Source organism: Serratia sp. BNK-33-b (assembly GCF_048684565.1).
In the GTDB taxonomy this organism is placed as follows: domain Bacteria; phylum Pseudomonadota; class Gammaproteobacteria; order Enterobacterales; family Enterobacteriaceae; genus Serratia; species Serratia marcescens.
Genome location: NZ_JBLQTZ010000001.1, coordinates 4,967,241 through 4,988,593, shown reverse-complemented (window position 1 = coordinate 4,988,593; position 21,353 = coordinate 4,967,241). Strand labels below are relative to the sequence as shown.

Annotated in this window: 14 protein-coding genes, 1 tRNA gene and 3 rRNA genes; 6 read left to right on the top strand and 12 right to left on the bottom strand. The window is 57.6% G+C overall.

All coding sequences use genetic code 11. The features are described from left to right. Positions 1–47: 47 nt before the first annotated feature. The 4 genes from rrf to ACMGGK_RS24035 form a co-directional block, all read right to left on the bottom strand. Positions 48–163 (bottom strand): 5S ribosomal RNA (gene rrf, locus ACMGGK_RS24050). A gap of 99 nt (positions 164–262) precedes the next feature. Then, positions 263–3,170 (bottom strand): 23S ribosomal RNA (locus ACMGGK_RS24045). A gap of 239 nt (positions 3,171–3,409) precedes the next feature. Continuing rightward, positions 3,410–3,485 (bottom strand) — tRNA-Glu (locus tag ACMGGK_RS24040). 88 nt (positions 3,486–3,573) lie between these two features. After that, a 16S ribosomal RNA gene (locus tag ACMGGK_RS24035) occupies positions 3,574–5,115 on the bottom strand. Together the 16S, 23S and 5S rRNA genes with 1 tRNA gene alongside form the textbook arrangement of a ribosomal RNA operon. Positions 5,116–5,590: 475 nt before the next feature. Here ACMGGK_RS24035 and ACMGGK_RS24030 point away from each other — a divergent pair. Together ACMGGK_RS24030 and mdtD are read left to right on the top strand one after the other, a co-directional pair. After that, the gene (locus ACMGGK_RS24030; RefSeq protein ID WP_004933751.1) at positions 5,591–6,280 is read left to right on the top strand and encodes a FadR/GntR family transcriptional regulator; all 690 of its coding nucleotides are present in this window, start codon (positions 5,591–5,593) and stop codon (positions 6,278–6,280) included. Positions 6,281–6,347: 67 nt separating this feature from the next. Beyond that, complete coding sequence (mdtD, locus tag ACMGGK_RS24025) at positions 6,348–7,763, top strand: multidrug transporter subunit MdtD (RefSeq protein ID WP_025160302.1); 1,416 nt, start codon at positions 6,348–6,350, stop codon at positions 7,761–7,763. On the opposite strand, the gene rbsR is transcribed toward mdtD, so the two are convergent. The 7 genes from rbsR to kup form a co-directional block, all read right to left on the bottom strand. Next, complete coding sequence (rbsR, locus tag ACMGGK_RS24020) at positions 7,760–8,761, bottom strand: ribose operon transcriptional repressor RbsR (protein ID WP_049299632.1); 1,002 nt, start codon at positions 8,759–8,761, stop codon at positions 7,760–7,762. The genes mdtD and rbsR overlap by 4 nt on opposite strands. Positions 8,762–8,765: 4 nt before the next feature. Then, on the bottom strand, positions 8,766–9,698 hold the full coding sequence (gene rbsK, locus ACMGGK_RS24015; protein ID WP_049299631.1) for a ribokinase: 933 nt from the start codon (positions 9,696–9,698) through the stop codon (positions 8,766–8,768). 61 nt (positions 9,699–9,759) lie between these two features. Then, a complete protein-coding gene (gene rbsB, locus ACMGGK_RS24010) occupies positions 9,760–10,647 on the bottom strand; it encodes a ribose ABC transporter substrate-binding protein RbsB (protein ID WP_049299635.1) in 888 nt (295 codons plus the stop codon). A gap of 24 nt (positions 10,648–10,671) precedes the next feature. Further along, entirely contained in the window at positions 10,672–11,640 is a 969-nt protein-coding gene (rbsC, locus tag ACMGGK_RS24005; protein ID WP_004933766.1) for a ribose ABC transporter permease, read from the bottom strand. A 6-nt stretch (positions 11,641–11,646) separates the two neighbouring features. Beyond that, complete coding sequence (rbsA, locus tag ACMGGK_RS24000) at positions 11,647–13,152, bottom strand: ribose ABC transporter ATP-binding protein RbsA (protein ID WP_350024377.1); 1,506 nt, start codon at positions 13,150–13,152, stop codon at positions 11,647–11,649. A 7-nt stretch (positions 13,153–13,159) separates the two neighbouring features. Beyond that, positions 13,160–13,579 carry a D-ribose pyranase gene (gene rbsD, locus ACMGGK_RS23995; protein ID WP_016929625.1) on the bottom strand — a complete coding sequence of 140 codons (420 nt, stop codon included), beginning with the start codon at positions 13,577–13,579 and terminating at the stop codon, positions 13,160–13,162. A 170-nt stretch (positions 13,580–13,749) separates the two neighbouring features. Then, entirely contained in the window at positions 13,750–15,618 is a 1,869-nt protein-coding gene (kup, locus tag ACMGGK_RS23990; RefSeq protein ID WP_015379467.1) for a low affinity potassium transporter Kup, read from the bottom strand. A gap of 283 nt (positions 15,619–15,901) precedes the next feature. On the opposite strand from kup, the gene ravA reads away from it, so the two are divergent. Together ravA and viaA are read left to right on the top strand one after the other, a co-directional pair. Beyond that, entirely contained in the window at positions 15,902–17,410 is a 1,509-nt protein-coding gene (ravA, locus tag ACMGGK_RS23985) for an ATPase RavA (protein ID WP_152903354.1), read from the top strand. Positions 17,411–17,412: 2 nt separating this feature from the next. Beyond that, positions 17,413–18,876, top strand: a complete 1,464-nt coding sequence (viaA, locus tag ACMGGK_RS23980; protein ID WP_004933781.1) for an ATPase RavA stimulator ViaA — start codon at positions 17,413–17,415, stop codon at positions 18,874–18,876. A 4-nt stretch (positions 18,877–18,880) separates the two neighbouring features. Here viaA and asnA read toward each other — a convergent pair whose 3' ends face one another. Further along, the gene (gene asnA / locus ACMGGK_RS23975) at positions 18,881–19,873 is read right to left on the bottom strand and encodes an aspartate--ammonia ligase (protein WP_016929623.1); all 993 of its coding nucleotides are present in this window, start codon (positions 19,871–19,873) and stop codon (positions 18,881–18,883) included. Between the two features lie 155 nt (positions 19,874–20,028). On the opposite strand from asnA, the gene asnC reads away from it, so the two are divergent. Continuing rightward, the gene (gene asnC, locus ACMGGK_RS23970) at positions 20,029–20,490 is read left to right on the top strand and encodes a transcriptional regulator AsnC (protein WP_420277376.1); all 462 of its coding nucleotides are present in this window, start codon (positions 20,029–20,031) and stop codon (positions 20,488–20,490) included. Positions 20,491–20,590: 100 nt separating this feature from the next. Next, positions 20,591–21,031 carry an FMN-binding protein MioC gene (gene mioC / locus ACMGGK_RS23965; RefSeq protein ID WP_016929621.1) on the top strand — a complete coding sequence of 147 codons (441 nt, stop codon included), beginning with the start codon at positions 20,591–20,593 and terminating at the stop codon, positions 21,029–21,031. Positions 21,032–21,353: the final 322 nt, after the last annotated feature.

Below are 21,353 nucleotides of genomic sequence, written 5' to 3'. Positions count from 1 at the left end.
AGCAAAAAGCCCTGAACGTCAGTTCAGGGCTTTCGGCTTTGTTTGATGCCTGGCAGTGTCCTACTCTCGCATGGGGAGACCCCACACTACCATCGGCGCTACGGCGTTTCACTTCTGAGTTCGGCATGGGGTCAGGTGGGACCACCGCGCTATTGCCGCCAGGCAAATTCTGTTTCATTCCAACCGCTTCACTCTCGTGTCGCCATCAGAACCAATCTCGGAACTTCGCTGAAAATCTCTCTAAAAACACCTTCGGTGTTGTAAGGTTAAGCCTCACGGATCATTAGTACTGGTTAGCTCAATGCATCGCTGCACTTACACACCCAGCCTATCAACGTCTTAGTCTTAAACGTTCCTTCAGGGGCCTTAAAGGCCCAGGGAAGACTCATCTTGAGGCAAGTTTCGCGCTTAGATGCTTTCAGCGCTTATCTTTTCCGCACTTAGCTACCGGGCAATGCCATTGGCATGACAACCCGAACACCAGTGGTGCGTTCACTCCGGTCCTCTCGTACTAGGAGCAACCCCTCTCAATCTTCCAACGCCCACGGCAGATAGGGACCGAACTGTCTCACGACGTTCTAAACCCAGCTCGCGTACCACTTTAAATGGCGAACAGCCATACCCTTGGGACCTACTTCAGCCCCAGGATGTGATGAGCCGACATCGAGGTGCCAAACACCGCCGTCGATATGAACTCTTGGGCGGTATCAGCCTGTTATCCCCGGAGTACCTTTTATCCGTTGAGCGATGGCCCTTCCATTCAGAACCACCGGATCACTAAGACCTACTTTCGTACCTGCTCGAGCCGTCACTCTCGCAGTCAAGCTAGCTTATGCCTTTGCACTAACCTCACGATGTCCGACCGTGATTAGCTAACCTTCGTGCTCCTCCGTTACTCTTTGGGAGGAGACCGCCCCAGTCAAACTACCCACCAGACACTGTCCTCACCCCGGATCACGGGGCCGAGTTAGAACATCAAACATTAAAGGGTGGTATTTCAAGGATGGCTCCACGCAGACTGGCGTCCACGCTTCAAAGCCTCCCACCTATCCTACACATCAAGGCTCAATGTTCAGTGTCAAGCTATAGTAAAGGTTCACGGGGTCTTTCCGTCTTGCCGCGGGTACACTGCATCTTCACAGCGAGTTCAATTTCACTGAGTCTCGGGTGGAGACAGCCTGGCCATCATTACGCCATTCGTGCAGGTCGGAACTTACCCGACAAGGAATTTCGCTACCTTAGGACCGTTATAGTTACGGCCGCCGTTTACTGGGGCTTCGATCAAGAGCTTCGCCTTGCGGCTGACCCCATCAATTAACCTTCCAGCACCGGGCAGGCGTCACACCGTATACGTCCACTTTCGTGTTTGCACAGTGCTGTGTTTTTATTAAACAGTTGCAGCCAGCTGGTATCTTCGACTGGCTTCAGCTCCATCCGCGAGGGACTTCACCTACATGCCAGCGTGCCTTCTCCCGAAGTTACGGCACCATTTTGCCTAGTTCCTTCACCCGAGTTCTCTCAAGCGCCTTGGTATTCTCTACCTGACCACCTGTGTCGGTTTGGGGTACGATTTAATGTTACCTGATGCTTAGAGGATTTTCCTGGAAGCAGGGCATCAACTACTTCTGCACCGTAGTGCATCGTCATCACGCCTCAGGGTTGATATGCAACCGGATTTACCAGGTCACACCCCCTACACGCTTAAACCGGGACAACCGTCGCCCGGCTAGCCTAGCCTTCTCCGTCCCCCCTTCGCAGTAACACCAAGTACAGGAATATTAACCTGTTTCCCATCGACTACGCTTTTCAGCCTCGCCTTAGGGGTCGACTCACCCTGCCCCGATTAACGTTGGACAGGAACCCTTGGTCTTCCGGCGAGCGGGCTTTTCACCCGCTTTATCGTTACTTATGTCAGCATTCGCACTTCTGATACCTCCAGCAACCCTCACAGGCCACCTTCAACGGCTTACAGAACGCTCCCCTACCCAACAACGCCTAAGCGTCGCTGCCGCAGCTTCGGTGCATGGTTTAGCCCCGTTACATCTTCCGCGCAGGCCGACTCGACCAGTGAGCTATTACGCTTTCTTTAAATGATGGCTGCTTCTAAGCCAACATCCTGGCTGTCTATGCCTTCCCACATCGTTTCCCACTTAACCATGACTTTGGGACCTTAGCTGGCGGTCTGGGTTGTTTCCCTCTTCACGACGGACGTTAGCACCCGCCGTGTGTCTCCCGTGATAACATTCTTCGGTATTCGGAGTTTGCATCGGTTTGGTAAGCCGGGATGGCCCCCTAGCCGAAACAGTGCTCTACCCCCGAAGATGAGTTCACGAGGCGCTACCTAAATAGCTTTCGGGGAGAACCAGCTATCTCCCGGTTTGATTGGCCTTTCACCCCCAGCCACAAGTCATCCGCTAATTTTTCAACATTAGTCGGTTCGGTCCTCCAGTTAGTGTTACCCAACCTTCAACCTGCCCATGGCTAGATCACCGGGTTTCGGGTCTATACCTTGCAACTAATCGCCCAGTTAAGACTCGGTTTCCCTACGGCTCCCCTATACGGTTAACCTTGCTACAAAATATAAGTCGCTGACCCATTATACAAAAGGTACGCAGTCACACCACGAAGGTGCTCCCACTGCTTGTACGTACACGGTTTCAGGTTCTATTTCACTCCCCTCGCCGGGGTTCTTTTCGCCTTTCCCTCACGGTACTGGTTCACTATCGGTCAGTCAGGAGTATTTAGCCTTGGAGGATGGTCCCCCCATATTCAGACAGGATGTCACGTGTCCCGCCCTACTCATCGAACTCACGACCTGTGCATTTTAGTGTACGGGGCTATCACCCTTTGCTGCGCGACTTTCCAGACGCTTCCACTAACACACAAGCCGATTCAGGTTCTGGGCTCCTCCCCGTTCGCTCGCCGCTACTGGGGGAATCTCGGTTGATTTCTTTTCCTCGGGGTACTTAGATGTTTCAGTTCCCCCGGTTCGCCTCATGCCACTATGTATTCATGACATGATAGTGTGTCGAAACACACTGGGTTTCCCCATTCGGGTATCGCCGGTTGTAACGGTTCATATCACCTTACCGACGCTTTTCGCAGATTAGCACGCCCTTCATCGCCTCTGACTGCCTAGGCATCCACCGTGTACGCTTAGTCACTTAACCTCACAACCCGAAGATGTTTCCATCGTTCGCGCTGCAAACATTTGAGAGACTCTATGACAGGTTACTCTTCATCCCAGTACTTCTACGGAGGGATAAATTTCAGCCGTCATGTTTCAATTTTCAGCTTGTTCCAGATTGTTAAAGAGCAATATCTTAAACATGACTCGGAAGTCATCTTTAAGATATGGTGTATCGTCAGATACTTGAGACCGCCGCTTTCACCGGGTGGGTCGGAAGCTTGGCGTCCCCTAGGGGATTCGAACCCCTGTTACCGCCGTGAAAGGGCGGTGTCCTAGGCCTCTAGACGAAGGGGACACGACACCGTACTTTTATGACGCTTTTGCTCGTTACTTTTTCATCAGACAATCTGTGTGAGCACGCCACTCGAACTAATATCTTTAGGTAAGGAGGTGATCCAACCGCAGGTTCCCCTACGGTTACCTTGTTACGACTTCACCCCAGTCATGAATCACAAAGTGGTAAGCGCCCTCCCGAAGGTTAAGCTACCTACTTCTTTTGCAACCCACTCCCATGGTGTGACGGGCGGTGTGTACAAGGCCCGGGAACGTATTCACCGTAGCATTCTGATCTACGATTACTAGCGATTCCGACTTCATGGAGTCGAGTTGCAGACTCCAATCCGGACTACGACGTACTTTATGAGGTCCGCTTGCTCTCGCGAGGTCGCTTCTCTTTGTATACGCCATTGTAGCACGTGTGTAGCCCTACTCGTAAGGGCCATGATGACTTGACGTCATCCCCACCTTCCTCCAGTTTATCACTGGCAGTCTCCTTTGAGTTCCCGGCCGAACCGCTGGCAACAAAGGATAAGGGTTGCGCTCGTTGCGGGACTTAACCCAACATTTCACAACACGAGCTGACGACAGCCATGCAGCACCTGTCTCAGAGTTCCCGAAGGCACCAATCCATCTCTGGAAAGTTCTCTGGATGTCAAGAGTAGGTAAGGTTCTTCGCGTTGCATCGAATTAAACCACATGCTCCACCGCTTGTGCGGGCCCCCGTCAATTCATTTGAGTTTTAACCTTGCGGCCGTACTCCCCAGGCGGTCGATTTAACGCGTTAGCTCCGGAAGCCACGCCTCAAGGGCACAACCTCCAAATCGACATCGTTTACAGCGTGGACTACCAGGGTATCTAATCCTGTTTGCTCCCCACGCTTTCGCACCTGAGCGTCAGTCTTCGTCCAGGGGGCCGCCTTCGCCACCGGTATTCCTCCAGATCTCTACGCATTTCACCGCTACACCTGGAATTCTACCCCCCTCTACGAGACTCTAGCTTGCCAGTTTCAAATGCAGTTCCCAGGTTGAGCCCGGGGATTTCACATCTGACTTAACAAACCGCCTGCGTGCGCTTTACGCCCAGTAATTCCGATTAACGCTTGCACCCTCCGTATTACCGCGGCTGCTGGCACGGAGTTAGCCGGTGCTTCTTCTGCGAGTAACGTCAATTGATGAACGTATTAAGCTCACCACCTTCCTCCTCGCTGAAAGTGCTTTACAACCCGAAGGCCTTCTTCACACACGCGGCATGGCTGCATCAGGCTTGCGCCCATTGTGCAATATTCCCCACTGCTGCCTCCCGTAGGAGTCTGGACCGTGTCTCAGTTCCAGTGTGGCTGGTCATCCTCTCAGACCAGCTAGGGATCGTCGCCTAGGTGAGCCATTACCCCACCTACTAGCTAATCCCATCTGGGCACATCTGATGGCAAGAGGCCCGAAGGTCCCCCTCTTTGGTCTTGCGACGTTATGCGGTATTAGCTACCGTTTCCAGTAGTTATCCCCCTCCATCAGGCAGTTTCCCAGACATTACTCACCCGTCCGCCGCTCGTCACCCGGGGAGCAAGCTCCCCTGTGCTACCGCTCGACTTGCATGTGTTAAGCCTGCCGCCAGCGTTCAATCTGAGCCATGATCAAACTCTTCAATTAAAAGCTTGATTTGCTTCCACTCGAGAAGCGATGCTCAAAGATTTACTGCATGAATTTTACTTCAGTTAGTCACTCTTCAAGACTTGATATTTTTTTGCATCCGAAGATGCTGGATATCGTCTTGTGGAGTGCCCACACAGATTGTCTGATAAATTGTTAAAGAGCAGTGCCGAGAAACTCATCGGCGCGGGCTGCGTATACTACGCTTTTCGCCCGGAGAGTCAAGCGTTTATTTCGCTTTCTTCTCGCTAACCCGGCGGCTTGTCAGTCGTTGTTCCCGGTCAGTGGAGGCGCATTATAGGGAGTTCTCGGCAGGCCGCAACCCCTAATTGCAAAAAACTTTTCAAGCGCGTTTTTTTTCAACAAAAGGGCGAAAAAGCGGCGAATTTATGTCACTTTTTCAGGCAAACAGCCATAAAAGCTGGCGATCACTGGAGTAAAATAGAAATAACGATGTCAGTAAGGATCCGCAGCCATGCCGTTAAATGCACAACAACAGGCCGCCCAACGCAATCTTTCTTATCTGCTTGCAGAAAAACTCGGCCAACAAATTCTGGCAGGCGATTATCAGGCCGGCAGCATCCTGCCTGGTGAAATGGAACTGGGCGAGCAATTCGGCGTCAGCCGTACCGCAGTGCGCGAAGCGGTGAAGATGTTAGCCGCCAAAGGCATGTTATTGCCGCGCCCGCGCATTGGCACCCGCGTGATGCCGCAAAGCCAATGGAATTTCCTCGATCAAGATTTACTGACCTGGTGGATGACGCGGGAAAACTTCGATCAGGTGATGCAACACTTCCTTATCTTGCGCACCTCGCTGGAGCCGCAGGCCTGCGCGTTGGCGGCAAACCACGCCAGCCCGCAGCAAACCAAGTTGCTGGCGGGGCTGATGGCGGAAATGCGCGCGCTGCATACCCAGTTTGATCGCGAGCGTTGGATCCAGGTCGATACCCAATTCCACCAGCTCATCTACGAGGCCAGCGGCAACCCGTTCCTGACCTCGTTCGCCAACCTGTTCAGTTCGGTGTACCAAAGCTACTTCCGCGCCATCACCGGCAATGAAGTGATCAAGCTGCGCCATCATCAGGCTATCGTCGATGCGATACTCGCCGGAGACAGCGCAGGCGCCCTCGTCGCCTGCCAGGTATTGCTGAAAGAGAAAGACTAGACACGCTCCCCGCTTATATATAGAAGAAAGAGACGAGGGACAGACGACCATTTAACCAGGACCGACCATGACCCAATCCGCGCGCAGTATGGCAGGACTACCGTGGATCGCCGCAATGGCGTTCTTTATGCAGGCGCTGGACGCCACTATCCTCAACACCGCGCTGCCGGCGATCGCCCAAAGCCTGGGGCGTTCGCCGCTGGCGATGCAATCGGCCGTCATCAGCTACACGCTGACGGTGGCAATGCTGATCCCGGTCAGCGGCTGGCTGGCGGATCGCTTCGGCACTCGACGGGTATTCATCTTCGCCGTCACGTTATTCACCCTCGGTTCGCTGCTGTGCGCCTTGTCTCCTACGTTGAGCGCGCTGGTTGCCTCTCGCGTGCTGCAGGGCATCGGCGGCGCGATGATGATGCCGGTCGCGCGCTTGGCGCTGCTGCGCGCCTACCCGCGCAGCGAACTGCTGCCGGTGCTGAACTTCGTCACCATGCCCGGCCTGGTCGGGCCGATTCTGGGGCCGCTGCTGGGCGGCTGGCTGGTAACCTACGCCACCTGGCACTGGATTTTCCTGATCAATATCCCTATCGGTCTGCTCGGCATCTTCTATGCACGCAAATACATGCCGGACTTCACCACGCCCAAACGCCGCTTCGATTTCCTTGGCTTTATGCTGTTCGGCCTGAGCCTGGTGCTGATCTCCACCGGGCTGGAGCTGTTTGGCGAGCGGGTGCTGGCCAGCTACGTTTCGCTGGGCATTCTGCTCAGCGGCTTCGTAATGCTGTTCGGCTACATCGCGCACGCACGCCGCCATCCTCAGCCACTGATCGGTCTCGACCTGTTCAAAACCCGCACCTTCTCGGTCGGCATCGCCGGCAACGTCGCCTCCAGACTGGGCACCGGCTGCGTGCCGTTTTTAATGCCGCTCATGCTGCAGGTGGGATTCGGCTACACGGCGATCGTCGCCGGTTGCATGATGGCGCCAACCGCCATCGGCTCGCTGATGGCGAAATCCACCGTCACTCAGGTACTGCGCTGGTTCGGCTACCGTAAAACGCTGGTCGGCATCACCGTTATCATCGGGGTGCTGATCGCCCAGTTCGCCCTGCAAAGCCCGGGCATGCCGCTGTGGCTGATGATCCTGCCGCTGTTCGTGCTGGGCATGGCGATGTCCACCCAGTTCACCGCCATGAACACCATCAGCCTGGCGGATTTGAACGACGCCAACGCCAGCGCCGGCAACAGCGTCCTGGCGGTCACCCAACAGCTGTCCATCAGCTTCGGCGTGGCGATCAGCGCGGCGGTGCTGCGTTTTTACGAATCCCTGTCGTTAGGCACCATGATCGACCACTTCCATTACACCTTTATCACCATGGGGATCGTCACCGTGGCGTCGGCGCTGGTGTTTATGTTGCTGAGGAGGAAAGATGGCCGCAATTTGATCAGCGGCCAGGAAAGCAAGAAAGAAGCGAAGGCGGCCAGTTAACGGTGCCCGACCGAGGCGCGTTCCACCAGCTCGGGCGTCAGCACCAGCACCTGGGGTGCGCGCTCCGGGTTCTGCAGGCGGTTGATCAGCGCATCGATCGCCAATTCGCCCAGCGAATCCTTCGGTTGGTGAATGGTGCTCAGCGGTGGCGCCAAATAACGCGCCAGCTCAATGTCATCGTAACCCATCACCGCCATATCCTGCGGCACGGAAAGCCCGGCCTGATACAGCGCCTGATAAACGCCTACCGCCACCGCGTCGTTGCCGGCGAACACCGCATGCGGCGGCTCGTCCAGCGCCAGCAGTTGGCGCATGGCGTTTACCCCGCCCTCAAACTCAAAGTCGCAATGCACTTCATACCCTGGCGGAACCGGCAATCCGGCGCGACGCATCGCGTTGCGATAACCTTCCAGTCGGTGACGGGCGGTGGTTTTATCCTGCGGGCCGGCGATGCAGGCGATCTTGCGGTAGCCGCGGGCGATCAGATGGTCGGTCGCCATCTCGCCGCCCAGCAGCGAGTTATCCTGAATAATGTCGTTGGCGCCCTCGAACGGCGCCCAGTCCATCATCACGATCGGCAATGACGGGTAGCGGCTCAGGGCATCTTGCGATGGCCGGTGGTTTTCGGTGCACATCAACAGCAAACCGTCGACGCGCTTTTGCAGCAGCGTCTCCATGCTGCGGTTCATGCGCGCGGCGTCTTCTTCGGTATTGCACAGAATTAAACTGTAGCCGCGTTCATAGCAGCTGCGCTCCACGCCGCGCACCACTTCGGCATAAAACGGGTTGTTGCTGGCGGTCACCAGCATGCCGATGGTGCGCGTCTGATTGAGCTTCAGGCTGCGCGCCAGCGCGGAAGGCGCATAGTTCAGCTGTTCCACGGCCGCCATGACCTTGTCGCGCACGCTGTCGCTGACAAAGCGATTGTTGTTGACCACATGCGAAACGGTAGAAGTTGAAACGCCCGCCAGGCGGGCGACATCTTTCATGGTGGCCAAAGGATCACCCCTGCTGCTGCAAGAAGGCGTCGATCTCTTCACGCCACGGCACCGAAGGCTGCGCGCCTGGGCGGGTCACGGCGATCGCCGCCGCCGCATGGGCGAAACGCACCGCGTCGGCCATGACCTTGCCTTCCAACAGGGCGGTCACCAGCGCACCGTTAAAGGTATCGCCGGCGGCGATGGTATCCACCGCTTGCACCTTGAAGCCGGGCACCCGTTTGCCGCTGCCGTTGCCGTTTTCGCTCAGCCACACGCCGCGGCTACCGAGGGTGATGATCACCGTCGCGATGCCCTTGTCGTGCAGCGCCTGCGCCGCACGCGCCGCATCGTCATCGTTGTCCACGGCGATGCCGGTCAGGCGCTGGGCTTCGGTTTCATTCGGAGTGATGATATCGATCATGGCCAGCAGCTCGTCCGGCAGCTCGCGCGCCGGGGCCGGGTTGAGGATCACCTGCGTTTGATGTTGTTTCGCCAGGTGGGCGGCGGCGATCACCGTCTCCAGCGGCGACTCCAGCTGCATCAGCAGGGCATCGGCGTCGATCACTTTTTGTTGGTAGCGCGCCAGGTAATCCGGCGTCACCGCGGCGTTGGCGCCGGCATCAATGCCGATCACGTTCTCGCCTTCGGCGTTGACGAAGATCAGCGCCACGCCGGTGGTGCTGTCGGCGATGGCTTCAATCGGTTGAGTATCAATGCGATCGCTCGCCAGCTGCCGGCGGACACGCTCGCCGATATCGTCGGCGCCTACGCAGGCGATAAAGGCGATCTCCGCCCCGCTGCGCCCGGCCGCCACCGCCTGATTCGCGCCCTTGCCGCCAAACGCCACCTTATACTGTTTCCCGATCACCGTTTCGCCCGGGTGGGGGAACTGTTCAATATTGAGGATATGGTCGGCATTGATGCTGCCAAGAACCACCAGCTTACCTGTTTCCATCGCATTGATTCCTGAATTGCGCGCCATCGTAAACGCCCCGTTCCGATGGCGCTGGTATGACTTACTGAGTGACCAGCTTCAAATCCACCGGGATGGTCGCCGGCACTTTTTCGCCTTTCAGCACCTTATCGGCGGTTTCCACACCGATCACGCCGATCTGATCGGGGCGCTGCGCCACGGTCGCCGCCAGCTTGCCGCCTTCGACCGCTTTCACGCCGTCGGCTGTGCCGTCGAAGCCTACCACGATCACGTCGGTTTTACCGGCAGTTTGCAGCGCACGCAGCGCGCCCAACGCCATTTCATCGTTCTGGGCAAATACCGCCTGCACATCCGGGTGAGCGGTCAGCAGGTTCTGCATCACGTTCAGACCCTTGGTGCGATCGAAATCGGCCGGCTGGCTGGCCAACAGTGTGAATTTATTCTGATCCAGCGACTGTTTGAAGCCTTCGCCGCGTTCACGCGCGGCGGAGGTGCCGGCAATGCCTTCCAGCTGAATCACCTTGGCATCGGTGCCCGCTTTCTTGGCGATGAAGTCGCCGGCCATTTTGCCGCCCACGCGGTTATCCGAAGCGATGTGGCTCACCACGTCGCCCTTGCTCGCCACGCGGTCCAGCGTGATGACCGGGATCTTAGCCTGGTTGGCCATCTTGATGGCGTTACCCACCGCGTCGGAGTCGGTCGGGTTGATCAACAGCAGCTTGGGCGCCCGCACCATCAGATCCTGCACGTTGGCCAGCTCTTTCGCCGGGTTGTTCTGGGAATCCAACACCACCAGGTTGTAGCCCAACTTGTTGGCCTCTTGCTGCGCACCATCCTTCATCGAAACGAAGAACGGGTTGTTGAGGGTGGACACCACCAGCGCGATGGTGTCTTTGGCCATGGCATTGGCGCTCAGGGTGGCGCTCAGCGCGATGGCGGAGGCTAAGGTTGCCAGTTTTTTCATTTTCATCATCGTGATTCCTGTAGGGGGAGGTTACTTGTTGCTTTTGTTATCTACCAGAACCGCCAGCAGTATCACCACTGCCTTCACGATCATTTGGTAGTAGGAAGAAACACCCAATAAATTCAGGCCGTTGTTCAGGAAGCCGAGGATCAGCGCCCCGATCAGCGTGCCGACGATGCGCCCCTTGCCGCCGGCCAGGCTGGTGCCGCCCAGCACCACGGCGGCGATGGCGTCCAGCTCATAGCCGGTGCCGGCGGTTGGCTGCGCCGACGACAGGCGCGCCACTTCGATTACCCCAGCCAACGCCGCCAGCAGGCCGCACAGCGAGTAGACGATAATCTTCACTTTATCGACGCTGATGCCGGACAGACGGGTCGCCGCTTCGTTGCCGCCCAGGGCATAAATATAGCGGCCCAGGCGCGTATGGTGCAGCATATACCAGGCGGCGATGAACACGATCGCCATGATCCAGATCGGCGTAGGCACGCCCAGCGGACGGCCGATGCCGAACCAGCCGAAAGTGTCGGCCACATCGGTGAAACCGGTGTTGATCGGGCTGCCGTTGGTGTACACCATGGTGACGCCGCGCAGCAACAGCATCATCACCAGCGTGGCGATAAAGGCCTGCACTTTGCCTTTGGCGACGATCACTCCGGTGCAGGCGCCAACCGCGGCGCCCAGCGCCAGTGCCGCCGCCACCGCCACCAGCGCGTTGACCTCAAAGCCGACGATCGACGCCGCCACCGCGCCGGTCAGCGCCAGTAGCGATCCCACCGACAGATCGATGCCGGACGTGAGGATCACCAGCGTCATCCCCACCGCCATGATGGCGTTCACCGAGGTCTGCTGCAGAATATTGAACAGGTTGTTCAGGGTGAAGAAGTTCGGGCTCATGGAAGAGACCACGGCGATCAGCACCAGCAGCGCAATCAACGACTTCTGCTCTAACAGCCACTCTTTACTGAACCAGCGCTTAGCTGCGATAGTCTGGGAACTCATATCTGATTACTCCTGCTTTACGCCGTATTGCTTGCCGACGGCTGCCGCCATCAACGCTTCCTGGGTGGCCTGTTCAATCGGGAACTCGCCGCTGAGATGCCCTTCGTGCATCACCAGAATGCGATCGCTCATGCCCATCACCTCCGGCATTTCCGAAGACACCAGAATGATGCTCAGCCCTTCCTGTTTGAACTGGTTGATTAACTGATAGATCTCTTTTTTGGCGCCGACGTCGACGCCGCGCGTCGGCTCATCGAGGATCAGCACCTTCGGCCGAGTCATCAGGCCGCGGGCGATCGCCACTTTCTGCTGATTGCCGCCGGAAAGCAGACCGATCGGTTGCTCCATCGACGGCGTTTTGATATTGAACAGGCGGATGAAGTCCCCCACCGCCTGCCGCTCGTCGGCCTGCTTCAGGCTGCCGTCGGCGCGGCTGAAGTAGCGCAGCGCGGTCAGCGACATGTTTTCCTTCACCGACATGCCCAGCACCAGGCCGTCGCGCTTGCGGTCTTCCGAGATATAGACGATGCCGTTCGCCAACCCATCCTGCGGCGAATGGGTGACCACCTCGCGGCCGTCCAGGCTGACGGTGCCGGCCTTGCGCGGGGCGGCGCCATACAGGATCTTCATCAATTCGGTGCGCCCGGCGCCCATCAGCCCGGCCACGCCGAGGATCTCGCCGCGATACAGCGTAAAGCTGACGTCTTCAACGCCGGGGCCGGAAAGGTGGCTGACGTCCAGCCGCTTTTCCCCGCGCGGCAAATCAAGGCGCGGGTATTGTTCTTCCAGCTTGCGGCCGACCATCATCTCAATCAGCGAATCTTCCTGCAGCTCGCTCACCGGCCGCTCGGCGATGAACTGCCCGTCGCGAAATACCGTCACGTCGTCGCAGATTTCAAAAATCTCTTTCAGGCGGTGCGAGATATAGACGATGCCGCGCCCTTCGGCCTTCAGCTCGTTGATCACCTTGAACAGCGAGGCGGTTTCGGTATCGGTCAGCGCATCGGTCGGTTCGTCCATGATGATCACTTTCGATTCGAAGCTCAGCACCTTGGCGATCTCCACCATCTGCTGATCGCCGATCGACAGCTCGCCCACCAGCCGATGGCTGCTGTAGCGCAGGTTGAGGCGCGCCAGCAAGCGATCGGCCTCGGCGTACATGCGCTTCCAGTCAATGCGGCCGAAACGGTTGACGAACTCGCGGCCGAGGAAGATGTTTTCCGCAATCGTCAGTTGCGGGATCAGGTTCAGCTCCTGATGGATAATGCCGATGCCCGCTTCCTGCGAATCCTTGGGCCCGTTGAATACCACCTCTTTACCGAGAAAATACTGACTGCCGGCGTCTTTATGGTAGATGCCGGTCAGCACTTTCATCATGGTGGACTTCCCGGCGCCGTTTTCCCCCACCAGCGCCATCACCTTGCCGGGATAGACGCTGAGGGCGGCGCCAGAAAGCGCCTTCACGCCGGGAAAGGCTTTATCAATCCCTTTCAGTTGCAGTAAAGGTTGCATACGCGCCTCAGAAAGTTACGCCGGCGCACAGGATCACGTTCGCGTAAGGCGAACACTCCCCGCTGCGAATCACCGCCCGGCTGTGCTCGGTTTGCGCTTTAAACGCCTGATGGCTGATATAGCGCACGCTGATGGTGTTACCCTGGCGTTGGCCCAGTGCGGTCAGTTCCGCCAGCAGTGCCTCGTGGAGCGACGGATTCTGTTTCACGATCTCTTCCGCCAGGATGGCGCTTTCTACCTGCATCTCTTGCGTGACCGCCGCGAACACCTGCATGAAGGTCGGCACGCCCTGCGTCAGCGCCAGATCGATGCGCTGCGTTTCCGCCGGTATCGGCAGGCCCGCGTCGCACAGAGTGAGCTGGTCGGTATGCCCCAGCCGGGCAATCACGGCAGACACGTCGGAATTCAGTAATACGCCTTTTTTCATCTTCTCACTCCGCTAGCGAAACGTTTCGCTCTTTGGGGGAGTTTAAAAAAACGGCAGGGGAAGGCAACCAGGACAATGCAGAAGTGTGATCGTTATCGAAACGTTTCGTTCGCACACGGACAAAGCGCAAACAAAAGGGGCTCAGCCATGCTGAGCCCCTGTCAGGCGGATTAGATCTCGACCTGCGTGCCGAGTTCGATGACCCGGTTCGGCGGAATTTCGAACTGATCCGGCGCGCGCAGCGCATTGCGGCTCAGAGCGACGAACAGTTTGCCGCGCAGGTAGAGGTACCATGGCCGCTTGGTGAGGATCAGCGATTCATGGGACATGAAGAACGACGTCTCCGACATGCGGCACGGCAACCCTTCCAGCCCGCAGCGGTGGAACACTTCCTCCACGTTCGGCGTTTCGCGCCAGCCGTAGCTGGCCACCACCCGCCAGAAGGTCGGCGACAGCTGCTCGATGGTTACCCGGCGCACGTTGTGCACGTAAGGCGCATCCTCGGTGCGCAGCGTCAGCAACACCACACGCTCGTGCAGCACCTTGTTGTGCTTCAGGTTGTGCAGCAGCGCAAAAGGAATGACGTTGGTGGCGCGCGACAAGAAGACCGCGGTGCCCGGCACCCGCACCGGCGGCGATTTCTCCAGCGAGGCGATCATCGCCTCCAGCGAGTTGCCGTGCTCATGCAGGCGGCGCAGCAGGCGGAAGCGCTCGCTCTTCCAGGTAGTCATAATGATGAACATCACCAGCGCCAAGGTCAGCGGCAGCCAGCCGCCGGAGAACAGCTTCAGGGCGTTGGCGGAGAACATCGGCACGTCGATGATCAGCAAGATGGTTACGATGCCGATCGCCAGGAAGCGGTTCCAATGCCAGTTATTAATCGCCACCGAAGTGACCAGAATGCTGGTCAGCACCATGGTGCCGGTAACGGCGATGCCGTACGCCGCCGCCAGGTTGCTGGAGTGTTCGAAGCCGATGATCACCAGCACCACCGAGATATACAGCGTCCAGTTGATCACCGGAATGTAGATCTGGCCGGATTCCATTTCCGAGGTGTGAATGATGCGCATCGGCGACAGGTAACCCAGACGCACCGCCTGGCGGGTCAGCGAGAAGACGCCGGAAATCACCGCCTGCGAGGCGATAACCGTCGCCAGGGTCGCCAGAATCAGCAGCGGGATCAGCGCCCAGTCGGGCGCCAACAGGAAGAACGGGTTTTTGATCGCCTCAGGGTTTTTTAGCAGCAGCGCGCCCTGGCCGAAGTAGTTGAGCACCAGCGAAGGCAGCACCACGGTGAACCAGGCCAGGCGAATAGGGAACTTGCCGAAGTGCCCCATATCGGCATACAGCGCCTCGACGCCGGTGATGGACAGCACCACTGCCCCCAGCGCGAAGAACGACACCTTCTTATATTCCATGAAGAAGTTGAGCGCCCATTTGGGGTTCAGCGCCTGCAGCACTTCCGGGTTCGAAATGATGCTGCGCGCGCCCAGCACCGCCAACACGATGAACCACAGCAGCATTACCGGGGCGAACAGCTTGCCGACGCTGCCGGTGCCGTGCTTTTGGATAACGAACAGCAGCGTCAGCACCAGAATGGAGAGCGGCACGATATAGGCGTCAAGCGCAGGCGCGGCGATTTCCAACCCCTCTATCGCCGACATCACCGAGATCGCCGGGGTGATCACCACCTCGCCATAGAAGAAGCTGCCGCCGATCAGGCCCAGTATCACCAACACCGCAGTGGTGCGCGCCGAGGTATTGCGCCCGGCCAGCGACATCAGCGTCAGAATGCCGCCCTCGCCGGCGTTGTCCGCGCGCATCACGTAGGTGAGATATTTGAGGGAAACGATCACGATCAGCATCCAGAAAATCAGCGACAGGAAGCCGAAAACCACGTCTGGACGAACATCGAAGCCGTAATGGCCGGAGAAACACTCTCTCAACGTATAGAGAGGGCTGGTGCCGATATCACCGTAGACCACGCCGATGGCAGCCAAGGTTACCGCCGATAAGGACTGCTTATGCTCTGCGCTCATAATTCGTTTCTTTATCAGAACATCCGTTAGCGATGCATCCGCATCAGGCAAAATACGGGCTCAAAGATCCGTCACGCCCACCAGAAAGCCGCACAGTATGCACCATTTATACCGCTTGCCTACCCTTATATCAGAGCCGAAAAATAAACAAAATGTGAACCGAATATCCGGCTTAACTTAGAAAAATATTACTAATCAACAGGCTATACCACTAAAAATAATGGTGGTTTATCATCGGATTATCGACCAAGATTGGCTAACTCTCGGACAATGCGACAATTATATGACGCCATCATCCCTTCTGGCAGAACGAATTTCCCGCCTCAGCAACGCGCTGGAGAGCGGTCTTTATGAGCGGCAAGAGGCAATCCGTCTGTGCCTGCTGGCGGCGCTGAGCGGCGAAAGCGTATTCCTGCTCGGCCCGCCCGGCATCGCCAAGAGCCTGATCGCGCGCCGGCTGAAGTTTGCCTTCCGCAACGCCCGCTCCTTTGAATACCTGATGACGCGTTTTTCCACGCCGGAGGAGGTCTTCGGCCCGCTCTCGATTCAGGCGCTGAAAGATGAGGGGCGCTATCAGCGTCTGACCGCCGGCTATCTGCCGGAAGCGGAGATCGTGTTTCTGGACGAGATCTGGAAGGCCGGCCCGGCGATCCTTAACACCCTGCTGACGGCGATCAACGAACGCCGTTTTCGCAACGGCAACAGCGAAGAACCGATCCCGCTGCGCCTGCTGGTCACCGCCTCCAACGAACTGCCCGAAGCGGACAACAGCCTCGAAGCCTTATATGACCGCATGCTGATCCGTCTGTGGCTGGACAAGGTGCAGGATAAACAGAATTTCCGCTCGCTGCTGGTCAACCGCCAGAGCGAAAGCCAAAACCCGGTGCCGGCAGCGCTGAGCATCAGCGACGAAGAGTTTCTGCAGTGGCAACCGCAGATCGACAAAGTTGCGCTGCCGGAAGCCTGTTTTGAGCTGATCTTCCAGCTGCGCCAGCGGCTGGATGCGCTGGAGCAGGCGCCTTACGTCTCCGATCGGCGCTGGAAAAAAGCCCTGCGCCTGCTGCAAGCCTGCGCCTTCTTCAGCGGGCGCGACGCCATCGCCCCGCTCGACCTGATGCTATTGAAAGACTGCCTGTGGCACGATCTCACCTCGCTGAAACTGCTGCAACAGCAGATCGATCAGTTGCTGACCGAGTCGGCCTATCAGCAACAATCGATGCTGATCCAGTTGCAACAGATCCACACCCGCTGGCTGCAGGACCAGCAACAGCAAAGCGATCGGCAGGCCATCAGCCTGGTGAAAAAGGGCGGCATGTTCAGCCGTAAACCGCAATACGCGCCGGCCACGCCGTTCCCCGGCGGCCCCCTCACCCTGCTGCTGCAAAAACCGCTGCAGCTGCATGACATTCAGGTCAATCATCTGAGCATCGAAAGCAGCGCGCTGGACAACTGGCTGCAAAAAGGCGGTGACGTGCGCGCCAAGCTAAATGGCATCGGCTTCGCGCAGCCGATCGATTTGGACGTGGACGATCAACTGCACCTCACGGTGTTGGACGTCAGCCGCCAGCCGTCATTGCTGGCGCTGCCGGGCAAACAGGCCACCGCCACGCCGCAAGCGCTGCTGGATGAAATGGACGGATTGGCCCAGCGCCTGGCGGAGCAACGCCGCGCCTTCAGCCAACATCAGCCCTGTCTGTTCACGCCCGCCGCCGGCCTGGCCAAGATCGAAGCCAGTCTGCTGCAGGTCGCGGAACAGGTTAAACAACAACTGCAGCAAATGCGCGGCCAGTAACCATGCTCAGTCTGGAGACGCTCGATCTGCTGCTGGCGATCACCGAAGGCGAGATGATCGAGGAGATGATCGTCGGCATGCTGGCGGCGCCGCAGCTGTCGGTATTCTTTAAAAAGTTTCCGGCCCTTCGCCGGGCGCTGGATCGCGATCTGCCGCGTTGGAAGCTGCAGCTTAAGGAACGTCTGCAGGAGGCGATGGTGCCGCCGGCGCTGGCGCAGGAATTTTACCGCTACCAACAGTGCCAGTTGGAGAACAACACCCAGTTTTATCACAACCTCAACGACACGATGGAACTGCTGCGCCAGCTGGTCTCACCGTTTTATGAACAGGCGCGCGCGCTGGTGGACGCCGCCGATCTGCCCAATCACCCGCTTGACGACAGCTTTCAAACCCTGTTTCTGCAGCGCTGGCGCATCAGCCTGACGCTGCAGGCCACCATGCTGCACCACCAGTTGCTGGAACAAGAGCGCGAGCAGCTGATGGCGGAGCTGCAGGAGCGCCTGGCGCTGAGCGGCGCGCTGGAGCCGCTGCTGTCGGAAAATGACACCGCCGCCGGCAGGCTGTGGGACATGAGCAAAGGCCAGCTGCAGCGTGGCGATTACCAGCGGCTGGTGGAGTACGGCAACTTTTTGCAGCAGCAGCCGGAGCTGAAAAAGCTGGCGCAACAGCTGGGCCGCAGCTATCAGGCCAAGGCGGTGCAGCAACAGGACGCGCAGCCGGAGCCGTTCAGGGTCATGGTGCAGGTGCCGGCCACGCTGCCGGAAGAAGTGAGCGGCATTCATCAGAGCGACGACATCCTGCGCCTGCTGCCGCCGGAGCTGGCGACGCTGGGGATAGAAGAGCTGGAATTCGAGTTCTACCGCCGCCTGTTGGAAAAGCGGCTGCTGAGCTACCGTCTGCAAGGCGACGTCTGGCAGGAACAGATCCTGATCCGCCAGGTCACTCACCAGCAGCAGGATCAACAGCCGCGCGGGCCGTTTATCGTCTGCGTGGACACATCCGGATCGATGGGCGGTTTTAACGAACAGTGCGCCAAGGCCTTCTGTCTGGCGCTGCTGCGCATTGCGCTGGCGGACAACCGCCGCTGCTATATCATGCTGTTCGCCAACCAGATCGTGCATTACGAACTCACCGCCGCCAGCGGCATCGAACAAGCGGTGCGCTTTCTCGGCCAGCAGTTTCGCGGCGGCACCGATCTGGCGGCCTGCCTGAACGCCACCGTCACCAAAATGGCGGAGAGCGGCTGGTTCGACGCCGATGCGGTGATCATTTCCGATTTTATCGCCCAGCGGTTGCCGGAGGAGGTAATAAAGAAGGTGAAACAGCAGCAACAAAGCCACCAGCAACGTTTCCACGCGGTGGCGATGTCCGCTTACGGCAAACCCGGCATCATGCGCATCTTCGATCATATCTGGCGCTTTGATACCGGGTTGAAAAGCCGTTTGATGCGCCGCTGGCGGCGCTAGGCGGTTAGAGCAGGCCTTCGACCGCGCCGCGCACTTCCGGCGACCACACACCGCACTGCACCTGGCCGATATGCGACAGCTGCAACAGTAGCATCACCAAACGCGACTGACCGATGCCGCCGCCGATGGTCTGCGGCATATCGCCGCGCAGCAGCGACTGGTGCCATTCCAGCTTCATGCGCTCTTCGTCGCCGGTCAGCGCCAGCTGATGTTTCAGCGCCGCGGCGTCGACGCGAATGCCCATGGAAGACAGCTCGAAAGCGTCCTGCAGCACCGGGTTCCACACCACGATATCGCCGTTCAGGCCCGCCAGTCCATCCGCCGTCGGCGTAGTCCAGTCATCATAATCCGGCGCACGCACATCGTGCGATTTGCCGTGCGACAGCTTGCCACCGATGCCGATCAGGAACACCGCGCCCAATTCTTTGGCAATCGCTCGCTCACGCCCTTTGGCGTCCAGATCCGGATAGCGCTGCAGCAGGGTTTCGCTGTGCACGAAGTGGATCTGTTCCGGCAGGAATGGGGTCAGGCCATGCTCACGGCTGACTTCCGCCTCCGTCGCCTTGATCGCAGCGTAAATGCTGCGCACGGTGTTTTTCAGGTAGTCCAGGCTGCGCTCACCGTCGCCCATCACCCGCTCCCAGTCCCACTGATCGACGTACACCGAGTGGATTGGCGTCAGACGGTCTTCATCCGGGCGCAGCGCCTTCATATGGGTATACAGGCCTTCGCCGGCACCGAAATCGTAGCTGCCCAGGGTTTTGCGTTTCCATTTCGCCAGCGAATGCACCACTTCGAAGGTGGCGTCCGGCAAGGTTTTGACTTTGACCTGCACCGCTTTCTCGCTGCCGGAAAGGTTATCCTGCGTGCCGTCGCCCAGGCGGCTAAGGATCGGGGCCTGCACTTCGATCAGACCGAGCTGTTGCTCCAGCTGGCGGGAGAAGAAGGATTTGACCTGGCTGATTTGTTGTTGTTTTTGGATAAACTGTTTTTTCATTGCCGTATCTCTTGTAAACCTGTCTCTGTTGCCATCGATTAAGCAACAAAATGACACGACTATTCAATATCCATTAATCAATATTGCCTTTTCACTTTTAATCGTTCATTTTTACCCGGACAGAATTCAACAATCGTTAATTAATGGGGGATTAAATGGCGGAAATTTATCAGATCGATAATCTCGATCGCGGCATTCTCAACGCCCTGATGGACAATGCGCGCACACCGTACGCCGAACTGGCGAAAAACTTCGCCGTCAGCCCAGGCACTATTCATGTGCGGGTGGAGAAGATGAAGCAGGCCGGGATCATCACCGGCGCGCGCATCGACGTCAGCCCCAAACAGCTGGGCTACGACGTGTGCTGCTTTATCGGCATCATCTTAAAGAGCGCCAAGGATTACCCTTCGGCGCTGAAGAAGCTGAAAAGCCTGGAAGAAGTGGTGGAAGCCTATTACACCACCGGCCACTACAGCGTCTTTATTAAGGTAATGTGCCGATCGATCGACGCGTTGCAACAGGTACTTATCAACAAGATCCAGACCATCGACGAGATCCAGTCTACCGAAACGCTGATCTCGCTGCAGAACCCCATTATGCGCACCATCGTGCCGTAACCCGCCAAATTGCATACCCACATTATCCACAGGTAGATCCCAGCCGATTCACAGCGTACAATGCAGCCACTTTGAGTGAGAAGGTTGGGATCGTTGGTTCATGGCAGACATTACTCTGATCAGTGGCAGTACGCTTGGCAGCGCCGAATACGTGGCTGAACATTTGGCTGAAAAGCTGGAAGACGCGGGTTTCTCTACCGAGATGCTGCACGGCCCTGAACTGGATGAACTGCCGTTGACCGGCCGCTGGCTGGTGGTCTCTTCCACGCACGGCGCCGGCGAACTGCCGGATAACCTTCAACCGCTGCTGGAACAGATCGCTGAGCAGCAGCCGGATCTTTCCGAGGTGCAGTTCGGCGCCGTCGGTTTGGGCAGTTCGGAATACGACACCTTCTGCGGCGCGATCAAACAGATCGACGATCTGTTGATCGCCAGAGGCGCTAAAAGGATCGGCGATCGTCTCGAGATCGACGTGACCGAGCATGAAATTCCCGAGGATCCGGCCGAGGAATGGGTAAAAAACTGGATTAATTTACTCTAATTCGTCTAAAGATCGCGCGAACGATTGTGGATAACTAAGCTTAAAAGCAGGGTAAAAGCCGTAGTTATCCCAATAACAACCGTAGAGCGCTTTTTGTCCTGTGCATAACAAGCCTTTTAGATCCCAGCTTATCTGCGTCGGGATCACCGATCATTCACAGCAAACGATCCTCCTTAATCTGCTGATCTTCATCGTGAATAGTCACTTATCCACAGAGGATCGCGATCCTAATAAGAGATCTAATAAAGAGATCTTTAAATAAAAAAGATCTTCTTTTAATTACCGACGATCCGGACCACTTGGTCGATCGTCTAAACTTGAG